The organism is Pseudoglutamicibacter albus, from assembly GCF_022346425.1.
Taxonomy (GTDB): domain Bacteria; phylum Actinomycetota; class Actinomycetes; order Actinomycetales; family Micrococcaceae; genus Pseudoglutamicibacter; species Pseudoglutamicibacter albus.
This window is the reverse complement of the sequence record NZ_JAKRCW010000003.1, coordinates 168871-184881: the sequence shown is the minus strand read 5'-3', so window position 1 is coordinate 184881 and position 16011 is coordinate 168871. Positions and strand designations below refer to the sequence as shown.

The 16011-nt window shown below is 60.3% G+C and carries 13 protein-coding genes; 12 read left to right on the top strand and 1 reads right to left on the bottom strand.

Annotation, left to right across the window (positions count from 1 at the left end; genetic code table 11):
* Positions 1 to 189 precede the first annotated feature (189 nt).
* A complete protein-coding gene (locus MHJ63_RS03400; RefSeq protein ID WP_308313754.1) occupies positions 190 to 1209 on the top strand; it encodes a DNA cytosine methyltransferase in 1020 nt (339 codons plus the stop codon).
* Between the two features lie 101 nt (positions 1210 to 1310).
* Here MHJ63_RS03400 and MHJ63_RS03395 read toward each other — a convergent pair whose 3' ends face one another.
* Positions 1311 to 2906: a helix-turn-helix domain-containing protein gene (locus MHJ63_RS03395; protein ID WP_084590268.1), complete on the bottom strand. Its 1596-nt coding sequence runs from the start codon at positions 2904 to 2906 to the stop codon at positions 1311 to 1313.
* A gap of 158 nt (positions 2907 to 3064) precedes the next feature.
* Between MHJ63_RS03395 and MHJ63_RS03390 the strand changes: the two genes are divergently transcribed.
* From MHJ63_RS03390 to MHJ63_RS03340, 11 genes are all read left to right on the top strand, one after another.
* Positions 3065 to 3886, top strand: a complete 822-nt coding sequence (locus MHJ63_RS03390; protein WP_035754232.1) for a siderophore-interacting protein — start codon at positions 3065 to 3067, stop codon at positions 3884 to 3886.
* Positions 3887 to 3971: 85 nt separating this feature from the next.
* Positions 3972 to 5159, top strand: coding sequence for an MFS transporter (locus MHJ63_RS03385; protein ID WP_035754234.1), 1188 nt, complete (start codon positions 3972 to 3974; stop codon positions 5157 to 5159).
* A complete protein-coding gene (locus MHJ63_RS03380; RefSeq protein WP_035754236.1) occupies positions 5156 to 6244 on the top strand; it encodes an ABC transporter substrate-binding protein in 1089 nt (362 codons plus the stop codon). The genes MHJ63_RS03385 and MHJ63_RS03380 overlap by 4 nt, the downstream gene beginning before the upstream one ends.
* Positions 6245 to 6293: 49 nt before the next feature.
* Complete coding sequence (locus MHJ63_RS03375; protein WP_035754238.1) at positions 6294 to 7358, top strand: ABC transporter substrate-binding protein; 1065 nt, start codon at positions 6294 to 6296, stop codon at positions 7356 to 7358.
* Between the two features lie 80 nt (positions 7359 to 7438).
* Positions 7439 to 8497, top strand: coding sequence for a FecCD family ABC transporter permease (locus MHJ63_RS03370; RefSeq protein ID WP_052048182.1), 1059 nt, complete (start codon positions 7439 to 7441; stop codon positions 8495 to 8497).
* Entirely contained in the window at positions 8494 to 9573 is a 1080-nt protein-coding gene (locus tag MHJ63_RS03365; protein ID WP_035754240.1) for a FecCD family ABC transporter permease, read from the top strand. Before MHJ63_RS03370 ends, MHJ63_RS03365 begins: the two co-directional genes overlap by 4 nt.
* A complete protein-coding gene (locus MHJ63_RS03360) occupies positions 9570 to 10454 on the top strand; it encodes an ABC transporter ATP-binding protein (RefSeq protein ID WP_035754242.1) in 885 nt (294 codons plus the stop codon). The genes MHJ63_RS03365 and MHJ63_RS03360 overlap by 4 nt, the downstream gene beginning before the upstream one ends.
* Positions 10454 to 12061, top strand: a complete 1608-nt coding sequence (locus MHJ63_RS03355; RefSeq protein ID WP_035754243.1) for an ATP-binding cassette domain-containing protein — start codon at positions 10454 to 10456, stop codon at positions 12059 to 12061. The genes MHJ63_RS03360 and MHJ63_RS03355 overlap by 1 nt, the downstream gene beginning before the upstream one ends.
* A complete protein-coding gene (locus MHJ63_RS03350) occupies positions 12058 to 13644 on the top strand; it encodes an ABC transporter ATP-binding protein (protein ID WP_052048183.1) in 1587 nt (528 codons plus the stop codon). Before MHJ63_RS03355 ends, MHJ63_RS03350 begins: the two co-directional genes overlap by 4 nt.
* 78 nt (positions 13645 to 13722) lie before the next feature.
* A complete protein-coding gene (locus MHJ63_RS03345) occupies positions 13723 to 15030 on the top strand; it encodes an MFS transporter (protein WP_035754304.1) in 1308 nt (435 codons plus the stop codon).
* A 4-nt stretch (positions 15031 to 15034) separates the two neighbouring features.
* Positions 15035 to 15991, top strand: a complete 957-nt coding sequence (locus tag MHJ63_RS03340; RefSeq protein ID WP_084590270.1) for a helix-turn-helix transcriptional regulator — start codon at positions 15035 to 15037, stop codon at positions 15989 to 15991.
* Positions 15992 to 16011 lie beyond the last annotated feature (20 nt).

Sequence of the window (16011 nt, the reverse complement as noted above, 5' to 3'; positions counted from 1 at the left end):
CTGACAGGTGATCAATCCAGCAGCTAGCACCGAGTGGCTTCGGCTGGAACTCATCAATCATCCGGAGCCTCGTATGCACGATTCCACAACTGGCCGACGACTGCGCGTCGGATCATTATTCAGCTTATGCCGACATCGGCCTAATTCTCTGGATACGGAGGTCTCGACCTCGCCGTCTAACACCAATTTATTGCCGAAACCATCTGGTTCTCCGAAATCAACGAACCCGTCGCTCGCGTCTTCTCCCATCACTGGCCCGACGTGCCAAACCTCGGCGATATCACCGCCATCGACTGGACGACTGTGCCCCCGGTGTACATTGTCTGCGGCGGGTTCCCCTGCCAAGACGTCTCCACCGTTGGGAAACAGGCAGGGCTCGCACCCGGTACCCGCTCCGGATTGTGGGCGAACATGGCCACCGCGATCGAGGTGTTACAACCCGAATGGGTCGTGATCGAGAACGTACGCGGACTACTGTCTGCACCTGCAACCAGACCCCCGACGCAAGGAGCACCCGATGGCGAACGCAACCCCTTCACCGCAACCCTGGGGGCCACAACCCTTTGCGAAGTGGAATCCGACCCGTGGGGTCTGGGAGACGAGTCAGCCCGATCTCTTCGCGCGCTTGGTTCCGTACTCGGCGATCTGGCCGACCTCGGGTTCAATGCGGAATGGGTTGGTCTACCCGCGTCACTCATTGGCGCTCCCCATCACCGCTTCCGCATCTTCATCCTTGCCCACCGGCAAACTCTTCCGAACCCCGCTGGCTTCGGACTCCTCTCGCGGCAGAGAGACCTTGGATCGGGTGAAAGCCAGACGAGGAACGATTGCACTCTCACACCAGATCATCGACTTCGCACTCCACGGACCGGATGGCTCACCGATCAGACCAGCAGAATCGGACACGTTGTGGACACTGGTCGAGCAGATATTCGACAGTGGGGAAAATATGCACCGGCCATTACGCGATGGAAGCACGTGACCGGACATGACGCTCCCGCTCCCGCACTCCTGGATGAATTCGACAAGCCACGACCGGCTCCCGAATTCGTGGAATGGTTGATGGGATTACCGAGAGGGTGGGTCACCGACGCGGGGCACAAACTAACAGCAAACGAGCAGCTTATGACCCTTGGGAACGGCGTTCTACCACTACAAGCGACCGCCGCCGTCGAAGCGGCACGCTGTTACCCAGGATTAGGCGGCTGACGTATCCCGCGTTTCTATCGTTATCTACAACTGAGCATCCGTGCGTCTACGGGCACGCGGCACATGGTGGGCAGCCTTCAGCGAACACCACGCGTAGGACCCTACCGGATAATGAGGGATTCGTCAGTGTGTTGCCAACCATGGCGTTGATATTCACGCGGGGACATATCGTGGGCTCGGGTGAAGACCGTGGTGAATGTTGACGGATGTGCGTAGCCGAGTTTTCGAGATACTTGCGCGACCCCCAGTCCTTCCTCTAGGTAGCGGCGTGCTTCGGTCATGCGTACCTCCGATCGCCAGGCCACATAATTTTGTCCCGTAGTCGCGAGGAAAGCGCGGCCGAGGTCTCTTGCGTCGGCATTGAGTACTTGCGCCCACTGTGTGAGAGTTCGTCGATCCGCCGGATCGTTGCGCACGGCACGGATGATCTTGTAAACGGGCGTAGTACCCGCTGGGTCTTCGGCTGCTCGGGCTCGCGTCCTCGTGGCATGCTTGAGAAATGAGTGCGTGATCCCGTTAGGATCGTGCGACCTAGGGCGAACAAGGCTGTAATTGGCGACGAAGGTGTGCAGCAGGTAGAGCTCAGCCTCATCTGGGAACCGCTGGACGAGGTTGCGAGGAAGTCGCGTTTCCGGTGTGCCGTGGCGTGATCCGAGAGGCAGTAGCAGTGCGCCGCGTGAAAGCGTAATGCTGTTGCGAACGCCTGCGGGAAGCCAGATGGCGTCGCCGCGTCGGAGTCGTCGTGTGCGTTCGCCGACCGTTACCCGCGCGGCACCGCGGTAGAGCCATACCAGGACGTGGAAATCGTTGATCCTATTCCAGGTCTGCGTTGCGGGGATGAGCGGTGGGGAGGCCTCATTGGGCGCCTCCTGTGGTTGCAATTGCTGCAGCATCAATTCACTGGGAGTGCCAGCGAAATTGCCGTCGCGGCGGGCAATGGCAGGCCGCGCCTTCTTGTACTGGCGGGGGGTCATTCCAGTTTGTGTGTGGAATGCTCTCGTGAATCCAGCGGGAGTGGAGAAGCCGACCTGCCTGCCTGCTTGGCCGATCTCGTGGCCAGCATCCATCAGGGCGGCTGAGGCGGCCACGCGTACAGCGGTGCGCCACCGTACGAATGGAAGTCCTGTCTCTTGCAGAAACTGCAGTTGCAAAGTGCGAACGCTGATATTAACTGCTCGTGCGTGGTCTGTCGTCTCGGAGGGATCATCGGGTCTCTGGAGCAGCGAGTGCGCGACCGTCACGGCTTCAGGTGAGCGGGGCATCGGAGGCACTGGCACCTGCTCTATAGGCCGCGCTTCTTCCTTAGGTGTCGCGTAGCGAGACCCGGCAACCAGATCGAGGAGGCTGGTGTCGGAGGTCGCGCCCCGAAGGTAGCCGATGCTCCGTGCGAACTGGTAGATCAGCCACTCGGACCAGCTGCTTGGTAGGTCGATGCGCTGCGGTCGGTCGAGCGTCGGTGCGCGGGTTCCTGCGGCCGGGAAGATCGGGAATGCGACTGAGTCAGCGCCCACCTCCACGGTGTAGGGGATGCCAGCAGGCAACCATATGCCCTGCCCGGAAGACAGCGGGTACTGCTGTTGCGCTGTGCGAACCTCCGCGGTTCCCGCGTGCACCCACAAGAGGGAGGGGTCACGTGTGTTGCGCACAGCCACTGCTTGGGAAGCAGGCACCGGTGGTGGATCGAACAGCACGAGCATGATCCTTCGTTCACAAGTCAGGCATCAGCATCAGAGTATGCGAACTCTGCGCTTACGGATAAATCATCCGACCTAAGTAAGGATACCCTTACTTAGTGAGCCCATGTGTGCCGATGCTTGTGGGGATGGTCCGTTCTGTCGATGTAAGGAGATTGTCTATGAGTGTGTCTGCACGTACGTTGCGCTTGGTTCCAGTAGCGCTACGTCAGCTTGCTGTAGTCCGCGTGGTGGACGTGACTTCGGGGATGAAAAGGATCACGCTCTCGGGGAGCCAGTTGGGAGAGTTCACCTCACCAGAAGGAAAACCACAGCCCGCTTTTACTTCACCGGGTTTCGATGACGATATCCGATTACTGTTCCCTTATCCAGGTGAGAGCGAGCCTGTGTTGCCTGTGATTGAGGATGGCCGGGTAACGTTCGCGGAGGGTAGACGCCCCCTGGCACGGGCATACTCGGTGCGACGTTACAACTCGCAATCGCGTGAGTTGGATGTTGATTTCGTGCTGCATGGGCACGGGGTTGCAGCCGACTGGGCACGGCGGACACGGCCAGGTGACCCGATCCATATCGCGGGACCGGGCAAGACCCAGAGCCTACCTACCGGTCGAGATTGGTTTCTGGTTGCGGGTGACGATACTGCGATTCCTGCTATTTCGCGGCTCCTCGAAGAACTACCCCACGATGCGCGTGGTCAGGTACTTATTGATGTGGCGGACGCCGATCATCGGCAAGAGCTCATTGCCCCTGAGGGAATCGAGATCTCCTGGATTCCTCGCCATGCTGGCACGCGGCACCCGCTGCTCAACGCGATACAAGGCTTGAGCTGGCCAGGAGGTGAACCGTTTGCTTGGCTCGCTGGTGAACAAGCCGAAGTGCAAAAGATGCGCCGTTTCTTGGTCAAAGAACGCGGTGTCCCAAAGTCCGACATCGATTTCACGGGCTACTGGAAGCGGGGTGCGGCCGGACTCGTCGGCAAGTGAGGCGAAGGGAACCTGCATCCCTCACCCACGACCTATCCCACCCGCTCAGTGGTTCTCGGGCACCAGCAATAAAGAAAGGCAATCAATGTCAACCACCCTCGCGGCACGCCGCTTGGCGCTTTGTGCATTGTTTCTATTGCCGGGTCTGGCCATGTCTTCCTGGGTCACGCGCACACCAGCGATTCGCGATTTGCTCGGGGCTTCGACTGCGCAGATGGGGCTCGTGATCTTCGGCCTGGCGTTCGGCGCGATGGTGGGGATTCTCTGTTCAGGGCCGTTGTTGGCCCGATTTGGCGCAAAGCCACTGATCGCATTCGGCACGTTGGGCGTCGCCGTGAGCGTGCCCCTCGTAGGTCTTGGCGCGGCAGCCCAGATCGACGGATTCGTCATCGCGGCATTGGCGTTGTTCGGTCTGAGCATGGGCGGTAGCGAGATCGCAATGAACGTAGAGGGCGCTGATGTCGAAGCCATCACTGGCAGGCCATTCCTGCCAGCGCTACATGGCTCGTTTAGCTTGGGCACCCTTATCGGTGCGGCACTCGGGATTGTTGCTACCGCAGCGGACTTCTCAGTTGTCATGCATCTGCTGACGATCGGGCTATCCGGCATTGTGATCCTGCTCGTTTGCATACGCTTCTTACCAACCGCGACCGGTCGCCGACAGAAGCGGAAGAGTCCTGTTTACCGTGCTGAGCGAGCCGTATGGCGCGACTCTTCTGTTTGGCTCATCGGAGTTATCGTTCTGGCAATGGCGTTTGCTGAGGGCACGGCAAATGACTGGCTACCCCTCATCATGGTCGACGGGCATGGTCTGAATCCGGCGCTCAGTTCGACGGTCTTCGCGGTCTTCGCCGCAGCAATGACGCTCGGACGGTTCTTGGGAGGACCGGTTGTTCAAAGGTTCGGGCGTGCCTGGGTGCTCGGAGCGAGCGCTCTGAGTGCCGTTATTGGCATCTCGCTCGTTGCTTTTGTTGACAATTCGGTCGTGGCGGGATTTGCAGTTGTGTTGTGGGGGCTAGGCGCGTCTCTCGGGTTCCCTGTAGCGATCTCCTCGGCTGGCGCGTCAGGAGAGAACCCGGCAACGCGTGTTGCTTTCGTGACCGTCATTGGATATATCGCGTTCCTGGTTGCTCCACCCCTACTTGGTTTCATCGGCGAACGTGCCGGGCTACGCGGAGCGCTCGTCATTCCCCTCCTCGTTCTTTTCGTTTCGATCTTCCTCAGCCCGGTCGCCAGGACGCGGCCTTCCTCAATTCAGATAGGGACACCATGAGCCGTTCGCAAGCTAAGCCTTCTCGCATCCTCAGCACCATCTGTGTTGTTCTCACCATTTCCTTGTTCGCTGCAAGCTGCTCGGCAAAGCCCGAATCCGATAATGCAACAAGACACCCTGAGCAAGCATCTTTACTGCCAGCGGCCGAGCAGACTACAAGCTATCCGCTGACGCTCGAATCACCGTTCGGTGAGACTGTTCTGCCGGAACGTCCTGAACGCATTGCAGCGGTCGCCCCGACAGCGATCGACACTGAGCTGCTTCTCGCCCTTGGGGTGACCCCCATTCTCACGTCAAGTCTCGTGAGTGAAGGCGGTTATCTCGATGATCATGGGGCAGCAGAAATTGAAACCTACGAGTTCGTGTCCGGTGAAGACATTCCGATAGAGACCATCGCAGCTAGCGACCCTGACTTCATCGTGGCGGTGGGGTGGACAGACGGGTTGAGTGGCGTCAACCTTGGCGACTACTACGACCGATTGACGTCAATCGCCCCAGTACTGACCAGTCCCGACACGTCCTCGCAACAACTCATCCCTTGGCAAGACTCTATTCGCCTCCTTGGATCGACGCTCGACCTCGAAGACGCAGCAACACAAGTTATCGCACATCACCAAGAACATTTCGCCGAGATACGAAAGAAACACCCGGAATTTGCGGGTCTCACCACTAGCTGGGTTCTCCACTTCGGGGCCGCAAATAGCCTCCGCTATATGTCTCCATCGGGATCTGGGACAGAACTCTTCCTCAGCGAGCTTGGTTTCATTCCCAACCCCAAAGCGGATCAGTTCGTCGGCGACCCGTGGGTCAGCAATGAATTGCTGACCCAAATCGATGCGGATGTGCTCTTGCTAGGCCAGACCGTAAACGCGAGTGACGAAGAGATGCACGAGCTTGTCACCGAGAACACCCTCTTCATGAATCTGGGCGCTGTCATGTCCGGACATCTCGTTCAGCTGACACCGAAGACCGAAGACAACCGAGACCTACTTTGGACGGTCACGGTAGGCGGACCAATCGGGCAGGAATGGGCCGCAGATTATCTCGTTCCGCGCATCGCCGATGTCCTAACGAAGACTTCATGACCATCCCTCTCGTCAATGAACAATCTGAACTATAGAAAGGCGAACACGAATGAAGAAGACCAGACGCTCCCGCGTCGCTGCCAGTATCGGGGCGATCCTCGCGACAATCCTGCTCATCGCGGGCTGCTCCACGAGCCCGGACTCCAACGACAGTCCTGAAGAGCCCGGCGCAAGCGAATCAAGCCTGCTCCCTGCCGCTGAGGGCAAGACGACTTACCCTCTGACGCTCGAATCACCGTACGGGGAGACAGTCCTCAAGGAGCGCCCTGAGCGGGTCGCAGCGATCGTCCCGAACGCGATCGACACCGAACTGCTGCTTTCCTTAGGGGTCACGCCCGTTCTGAGTTCGAACTTCGTAAGCGAGGGCGGCTACCTCGAAGAGCATGGATCAGCCGAGCTGGACACCTACGAGTTCATGATGGGCGAAGACATCCCCATCGAGGCCATCGCAGCGAGCAACCCCGACCTCATCGTCACCGTAGGTTGGGTGCCCGGTTACGGCGAACTGCGTGACTACTACCAGCAGCTCTCCGAGATAGCCCCGGTGGTGACAAGCCCGGAATCGTCTCAACGCATCATTCCCTGGCAGGACTCGATCCGCGTTCTAGGTGAGACGCTAGACCTTAGCGGCGCGGCCGAAGCTGTCATTGCGGAACACGATGAACTCTTCGCGCAAGTGCGTGCAGATCATCCCGAGTTCGACGGGCTCACCGCGACCTGGGCGATCTACTACGGCCCAACAAACGGACTGCATTACTTCTCACAGCCTGGCTCCGCGCCCGCTGCATTCCTGGCCGACCTCGGTTTCAGCGAGAACCCGAACGCCACGGAATTCGTGACGGATACCAAGGTCAGTGATGAACTTCTATCGAAGATTGACGCCGACGTCCTCATCCTTGGACAGAGCGCAGCCGCGAGCGAAGCCGAAATGCAGGAGTTGACAGGTCGCGACCTGTTCCAAAACCTGGGAGCGGTATCGTCCGGTCAGTTTGTCCAGCTGCCGCCGAAAACTGACGACGGCGGCGATCTCTTGTGGGCAATCACCAGCGGCGGACCCATCGGCAATGCTTGGGCCGTCGAGCGCGTCGTTCCCCAGATTGCGGACGTGTTCTAACTCGGGTCACGGACTATCGCGGCACCACGGGTCTAGCAGTCCGTGGTGCCGCGATAGCTGAACAACACGAAAGATCGGTCATGACTGTTTCGTTAGTACGTGCGCGCGAGGCGTGCGGTGCGCTGGGAGAAGGGCACCTCCCAACAAGCAGCCGTCGAATATCGGGTGTGATTGTGTTGCTCGCGTTGCTTGTGGTGGTTCTGGCAGCAAGCCTGTCATTCGGCGCGAACCCGTTGCCCATCAGCGAGATCTGGCGGGTCGTACTCTCTCCAGATAGCTCCGAGGCAAGCTCCATTGTCTGGACATTACGAGTACCTCGCACGGTTGTGGGGATTGCTGCTGGTGTGGCATTTGGTGTTTCGGGCGCGCTCATTCAGGCGATCACACGCAACCCGCTTGCTGATCCCGGTATTCTCGGCGTAAATGCGGGAGCTGGGTTCGCCATTGTCGTTGGCGTGGCGTTGTTCGGAATCGGAGGAATCACCGGGTACATCTGGTTTTCGTTCATCGGTGCGATACTTGCCACGGTGCTCGTCTACCTGATCGGGTCAGCGGGACGAGGCGCTTCTTCTCCCGTCACACTCGTGCTCGCAGGTATCGCACTTGCCGCTGTCCTCTCAGCTTTCTCAACGTTTCTGACACTGATGGATCAGGAGACGTTCCGTTCCTTCCGGGCTTGGGGGTTGGGTTCCCTCTCTCGCGCCTCACTCGATGACACCGCTTCGGTTGCCCCGTTTCTGGCGGTAGGAATCCTGTTAGCCGCACTGATCAGCAGCTCCTTGAACGCGGTCGCGCTGGGAGACGACCAAGCGACCGCGCTCGGAGCAAGCGTCACCCGCACTCGTATTTTGGGGATCATCGCCGTGACGCTCCTCGCAGGTGGCGGAACAGCGCTCACCGGAGGTATCGCGTTCGTCGGTCTCATGGTCCCGCACATCGTGCGCTGGTTCACCGGACCCGACCAGCGATGGATCATCGCCTACACCGCCCTCGCGGCACCCTCCATCGTGCTCATCGCAGACGTGTTGGGACGAGTGATCACCCGACCGGGCGAGATCGAGGCCGGCGTGCTCACCGCACTCATCGGTGCCCCTGTCCTCATTGCGCTCGTGCGCCGGCGAAAGGCATCCGGGCTATGAAATCCACTATTCAAATCCCACGACAGATCGATTTCGGTTACCGGAATCGCACAATCCGTACTCAGCGCGCCGTCGCGCTGAGATTCAGCGCACGGAGCGTTGCGATCAACTCGATCCTCGCCGTAGTCGCGGTGACCGTTGCAGTACTGTCCCTTGGAATCGGTGACTATCCACTGACAACTGCCCAGGTTGTCCAGTCGCTCTTCGGCCAGGGCGATGACTTCCATCGCCTGATCGTGACGGAATGGCGTCTGCCCATCGCGATCGCGGCAATCCTGTTCGGAGCGCTACTGGGGATCGGTGGTGCAATCTTCCAATCGCTGACCCGCAACCCCCTGGGATCTCCGGATGTGATCGGCTTCGACGCAGGATCGTACACGGCCGTGGTGCTCACCATCCTTGTCATTGGCGCGAATCAGTACTGGTACATCGCCGCAGCAGCTCTGGTCGGTGGGCTGCTCACCGCAATCGTGGTGTATCTGCTCTCCTATCGGGGAGGCGTGCAGGGGTTTCGGCTCATCATCGTCGGCATCGGAGTTTCCGCGATGCTGGGATCGATCAACGCGTACCTCATCACTCGCGCCGAGATCACCGATGCGATGAGCGTCGGTTTCTGGGCGGCCGGGTCGCTCAGTCGCGTCGGATGGCATTCGCTTGTCCCCGTCATCATCGGGGGCCTGATTGTATTCATCGGAGTGACGCTGTTGGCTCCGGCTCTGCGACAACTGGAACTTGGTGACGACGCGGCACTCGCTCAGGGGGTGAACGCTTCCGTTGCTCGCCCGCTGCTGCTGATCCTGGGAGTTGCGACGACCGCGTTGGTGACAGCGGCTGCCGGTCCGATCGGGTTCGTTGCACTGTCCGCGCCGCAGCTCGCGAGGCGATTGACACGGACCCCGGGGGTGACCGTGGCTTCGGCCGCGTTCATGGGAGCCGCGCTCTTGTCTCTCGCGCAGTTGCTGTCGCTCGTGATCGCGCAGGTCTACCGGCCCGTTCCGGTTGGCCTCATCACCGTGAGCCTGGGTGGTCTCTACCTGATCTGGCTCCTTATTCGTGAAACAAGGAGAAGCATATGACACGAGTGGACGCTCACCCCCTCGCCGCTGCTAGCACCGCCGAGTTGTCCGTACCGACAAGTCGACTGTGGACGGTGAATGCCACGATCGGCTATGACAAGCGCGTCATCAACGAAAACTTGTCGGTGTCGATTCCCGATGAGTCTTTCACCGTCATCGTCGGACCGAATGCGTGCGGCAAATCGACACTCTTGCGTGGGCTGTCCAGGCTCCTGAAACCGGGATCCGGGCAGGTGGTGCTTGATGGGCAGAACATCCATTCGTACAAGGCCAAAGAGGTCGCACGCAAGTTGGGACTGCTGCCGCAGACCTCGCTGGCTCCCGATGGGATCAGAGTCGCTGATCTGGTCGCCCGCGGCCGGTATCCGTACCAGAAACTGATCCGGCAGTGGACGCCGGACGATGAGCAGGCGGTCTCTACCGCGATGGCAGCGACTGGCATCCATGAACTCTCAGACCGGCTCGTCGACGAACTCTCCGGCGGGCAACGACAGCGAGTCTGGGTTGCGATGGCGCTGGCACAGCAGACCGAAATCCTGTTGCTGGATGAGCCGACGACGTTCCTTGACCTGACTCATCAGATCGAACTGATGGAACTATTCACCGACCTCCACCTTGCCGGGCACACCCTCGTCGCTGTTCTCCACGACCTCAACCAGGCCGCCCGATACGCAACGCATCTCGTCGCGATGAAGGACGGCGGTGTCGTCGCCGAAGGCCCACCGGCCGAGGTCCTGACGTCCGACCTGGTTGCGCAGGTGTTTGGCCTGCGCTGTCTCGTCGTCCCAGATCCGGTCGCAGGAACCCCGCAGGTAGTACCACTCGGACGAGACCGGCACCGGAAGAAGGAAACGCTGATCGAGAAAGGAGGCACCGAATAATGCCTGCACTCAACAATGGCCCTGCACCTGAACCGGCGTCACCCATTGCGGCCGCGCTGCGACCCGCGATCCCGGTACTCACCGCAGCGGTTGCCGCAGCAGCGCTCGGTGGTCTCACCATACTCGGAGCCCTCTGGTTCACCGTGCAGATCGTTGCTGCGGCGTCACTCACGCACGCGATCTGGGCATGTATCTGCTGGTTCATCGGAGGACTGCTCCTGTCGATTTCGTCGTGGCTCGCCCATCACGGGGAGGCACAATTTTCTGCCCGTCTACGGCGCGATACGGCCCGCCATCTAGCGAACATGCCGATGAGCACCATCTCACGGTACGGCGCTGACGCGTTACGACGACTGGTAGGCGAAGACATCGTCGCACTGCATCACACCGTCGCACATCTACCCGCAGAGATCGCAACCCTCGCGGTGGTTCCCCTCGCCACCACCATTTTACTGGTCACAGTGGCGGGTCCCCTTGCCCTAGTCGCATTGATCCCTGGCCTACTGGCCGCGGCCTACTACCTGTTCATCGTGCCGCGAAGCTCAGCGAAACACGGAACCGAAACGGTCCGTGTGATGACGGACATCAGGACCGCTGTCGACGACTACGCACGTGGCATTCGCGTGTCCCGTATCTACAGCGCTCAGGCCGGAGCAGCCGCCGACTATGTCAACGCAACACGCCGCTTCACCGAGAACATGGTCGCCTGGGTGCGACGGGTTGCGACACTATCTTCCGTCGCGGTGGCGCTACTCCAGGCCGTCGCAACCTATGCGATCGCCTACGCCATCGGCTACGACCAAGAGCCGGAAGTACTTACCGCCATGCTGCTGTTCGGGCTGGCCGTGGTCACCCCGGCATTGCGCCTCGGCCATGGCCTGGACTACGTACGCGCGGGTCGCGCCGGCGCCGAACGCATCACAGCCGTGCTCCGTGAACCGACCGTCACGGGATCAACCGATCACAGTGACGATCCCGGACTCGCGCTCATCGGCGTGCGGATTGATCAGGATGACCGAACCCTCATTCACAATCTCTCTCACACCTTCCCTCCGGGATTACTCACCGCGATCACCGGTCCCAGCGGCAGCGGCAAAACCACGCTGCTACGCGCAATCGCTGGATTGGAAAAGCTCGAAAGGGGCGCGATCCAATACCCCCTCAGAGAGGCGAACAGTGAGAAAACGGCATCCAACTCCGTGTTGCTCATCCCACAAGGCGGGGACGTGCTCGCCGGGACAATCCGGGAAAATATTGGGCTGTCAACCCCTGAAGCCACCGATGATGCGATGAGTACCGCGCTTCGACGTGCGCAACTCGACCTTCCCCTGGATACCGCGACGACAACGTTGTCGGGCGGGGAACGTCAACGAGTCGGACTCGCCCGCGCGTTCCTCACCGATGCCCCTGTGATCCTGCTCGATGAGCCCACCAGCGCGCTGGATGACGAAACGGGCAGGCGGCTAGTCAGCGAGCTACGCGCATTCGCCGCAGAGGAATCGAAGACGCTCTTGATCGTCACCCATGACCATGAACTGGTCGAGGACGCCACAGCACACCTCAAGCTCACCGGCAACTCGGTCACGGTATCCGGAGGAATCCGATGAACATGCAGCACACCCAAACCTTCCCGAAGGCGGCTCGGCGCAGACTGGTCCTCATTTCACTTGGTTGGGCACTTGTCGCGCTGGCCGAGGCGACAGCCTACACCGTGCTCGCCCTTGCGATCACACAGCATCAGCCACCGGGAATGGTGATCACGGCAGCCGCAGTCGCACTCTTCATCACCGTACTTGTCTCGCGCACCGGCTACCTCACCGGGGCAAGGCTGGCTGGAGATCTCTTCCAAGGAGTTGGCGCGGCCTTCTCCCACGCCAAACTCTCGTGGTTCACCGAGAAGAACCGGGCTCTTGTCGGCACGGTCGCCGGACAGTCGATCCCCGCCCTGATGAGTGTTCCGGCCCATCAGCTGCAGACATTCATTCTCTCGCCGCTTATACCGCTTCTCTTGCTTGTCGGTATCGCCGTGGTTGCTGGCCCTCTCGCCATGCTTCTGGTGGCCGGGCTTGTGATCATCGCGTTCCTCGCACAACTACTCGCTCAACGAGCCCTCAGGCAAGCAGACGCTGGACGAAACTCAGCCGAGCAGGCCGCCACGGAGGCATCCCTGGAATTCGTCGATCATCTCGAACTGTTGCGGACCGCCGCAGGGCCAGACCGTGCGGTGTCACGCCTGGAAGACACATGGGACACGCATGAGGCTGCGCTCGCGCGTACGAATCGTGTATCGGCTCCCGCGACCTTCGTTTCCAGTCTCGCGAGCATTCTGCCGCTCGCTGGTGTCCTCCTCTTCATCGCGTCCACAGCCATGGAGAACCCGGCTACCGTACTGGCGCTCATCATCCTCACCGCCCGTGCATCTGCACCTTTGGATGCTCTCGCCCTGGCGGGGGTCTCGATCAACGAATTGCGCACCACGATCAACCGGTACCGTGCGGTGCTCTCGGCCCCGGTCTTACCCGAGCCGACCAAATCTGTCCAGAGCGTCGGCCATGCGATGACAGTGAATGATGTCTCGCACATTACCGTGCTGCAAGGGGTCTCTACCGAGGTGCCCGAGGGCTCTACGACGATCATCACTGGTCCGACCGGAAGCGGCAAGAGCACCCTGCTTTCCCTGCTGATGCGGTTCGACGATCCTGACAATGGGCGTATCGAACTCGGCGGGGTCGACCTCACAGACATGCGATACGAAGATCTCGCGAAACAGATCGGCTATGTGCCGCAGGATCCCGTCGTGTTCGACGGAACACTGGCCGACAACATCCGTCTCGGCGACCCATCGGCCACCGATGAAGAGATCATCCATGCGGCAAAACAAGCCGCACTCGGTCAAGTCATCGAACAATCACCGCTCGGGATTCAGCAATCAGTAGGCCACCACGGAAACGCACTGTCAGGCGGTGAGCGTCAACGAGTCGCGATCGCCCGAGCCCTCCTCAAGCAGGCACCGATCCTCATTCTCGACGAAGCGACCTCCGCCCTCGATACCGCCACGGAAGCGAAGATCGCCAAGGCGATCCGCGCGCTCCCGTGCACGAAGATCGTCGTCACTCACCGCGATGCCGAGACAACCTGGCAGCCGACGATTCGCATAGCACTCGGAGAGTCCAGTGGCACAAATAAATGAAATCCCTTCCGCTGTTGAGCCGCAGTGAATGGTGCGCGGAAAAGTTCGCTGAAGTTATGGGCGGATGGTGAGTTGGACATGCAGAAACCTGAAGACCGTGATTCTGCGGCAGGTTACGACGCGGTCGTTTCGGCTGAACCGGATTCCGTAATGAAAACCCGCGGGCGATCAGCATCCCAGATACCGATCATCTTCGTCACTGTTTTTTTGACGTATACCGTGATGACGGTCATGAACCCGCTGATCGCACCGTTGTCACGGGTCATCGGTATGCCTGAATGGCAGATCGGGGTCGGGGTATCGGTTGCGGCTTTGTGCGTTGCCGTCGCCAGCCCGTTTTGGGGGCGGCTATCCCAACGGGTCGGTGCACGACTGATCTTGATCTCGACGATCTGTAGCGCGACTCTGGCGATGGTGGTCTTTGCGGCTGTCGCACACGCAGGTTTTCTTGGGATTGCTTCCGCTGGGGTCGTTTTCGTGGTTCTACTGCTGGTCCGAGGGGTGTGGTTCGGTCTTTCCGAAGCGGCCGTCCTCCCGACCGCACAAGCCTATGTTGCCTCCATAACCCCAGACCCCACCGAACGGGTACGCGGTATGGCCGCTATCGGTGCGGGTGTCGGCACATCATCTATCGCAGGTGCCATCATTGGTGGCCTGCTCGGTGGAATTTCTCTGCCCGTCGCGCTGTGGGCAGTCCCGATCCTCTTAGTGCTGACTCTCGCCATAGTCACTATCTGGATGAAGCGCACCGCCGTACCTGTTCAAGAAGAACCACCCCGGAAGGTCTCCGCAACGGATTCGCGGGTGCGGCCGTATCTGATTGTTTCTTTCGGCCAATACACCGCTTTGGGCTTCATCCAGATCCTCGTCGGGTTCCTGGTTCAGGACCGGTTATTCCTGGGCACCGAACAGGCAGTGCTCGTCACGGGGACCGCATTCGTATGCGCGGGGGTGGGACTTTTGCTCAGCCAGGCGATCGCTGTGACGCGCCTGCGGTGGCAACCAGTTCGGTATATCCGTGTCGGAGCTGTCATCAGCGCCATCGGAATCCTGTTCCTGGTCCCAGACTGGGGTGCCTCCTCGGTGCTGGTGGCGATGTTCATCACAGGGGTGGGCATTGGGATGGCCACCCCTGGTGTCGCTGCGGGGGTGTCGCTTGCAGTTGGTTCCTCAGAACAAGGCAGCGTGGCAGGTCTCGTCGCCGCCACCAATGCGCTCACGTTCATCATTGCGCCCACTGCCGCGACTGCCTTGTATGCGCTATCGCCCCTCGTTCCGCTGATTGCCGCCGCTATTGCGACTGTGCTGGTGATGACGTTTAGTCCCACAAATAGGCGGCTGGCCGTCACCCCCGAGTCCGTTCACGACGACGAAGCGCGTATTTGATGGTATGGACCCAGCATGCTCCTGGTCTGCCAAGGCGCAGTATGAGTTCAGGCAAGGCGAGTCAGCTCATGGATTCCATCCGGTTCTGGCGAGAACTCGCACCTTGCATCGCCCAATCGGGCCTATCGCCTACGACTGCGTGAAAGTCATCATAGTGCGGGACGGCAGCGCACTACTGTTCAGTGAGTTCGGGCAACGGATCGTCACGGCCGGTGACGTCGTGGTGCTCGGCGCGAACGTGCTCTGTGGCAGTGAACCGGAAGGTCACATCACCGCCACCACGATCTACCTCGACACTGACTATGTGATCGACCAGGTGTTCTGGCAACACGCCTGGCTGCTGCACGATCGCTTAGATGCGCAGCGGTTCACTAAGGCTCTCTACAGCGAACCCTCGCAAGTGCTCCGGCTTGGCGAAGACCGCACCGGCATGTTGATGCCGTGGCTGGACGAACTCGTCGCGCGCAGCATCGATGGCGGATTCGCGCATCATTTCCATCGCATGCAGGCACTGTGGTTCGCTATCGCTGACGTGGTCACTCCGTTCGTGAAGGTCACGCCGATACGGCAAAGCCGCACGCAGCGCGCTCACTCCCGCCCGACGCTACCCAGGTGCCGAAATTTCGCACCGGCCAGAGATGAGGCCCACCAAACCCGCGCAACTCTGGCCAGTGACATCGCCACGAACTGGACCCTGGATGTCTTGTCAGCTCGGGTGCATCTATCCCCGAAACAACTCTCGCGCGTGTTCACCGAGGCCTACGGCAAGACCCCGTTGGCATATTTGACGATGCTGCGGGTCGAGGAGATGGCCCACCTCCTGTGTGAAACTCACTTGACGATCGATGCCTCCGCCCGCAGGGTTGGTTGGGCGAGTCGGAGCCGCGCCAATGAGGCCTTCCAAGAGTGCGTGGGCATGACTCCGAGCGACTACCGACGGATGCACCTCGGCGAGAAATGACCGGGGAGCCGGGCGTGGTG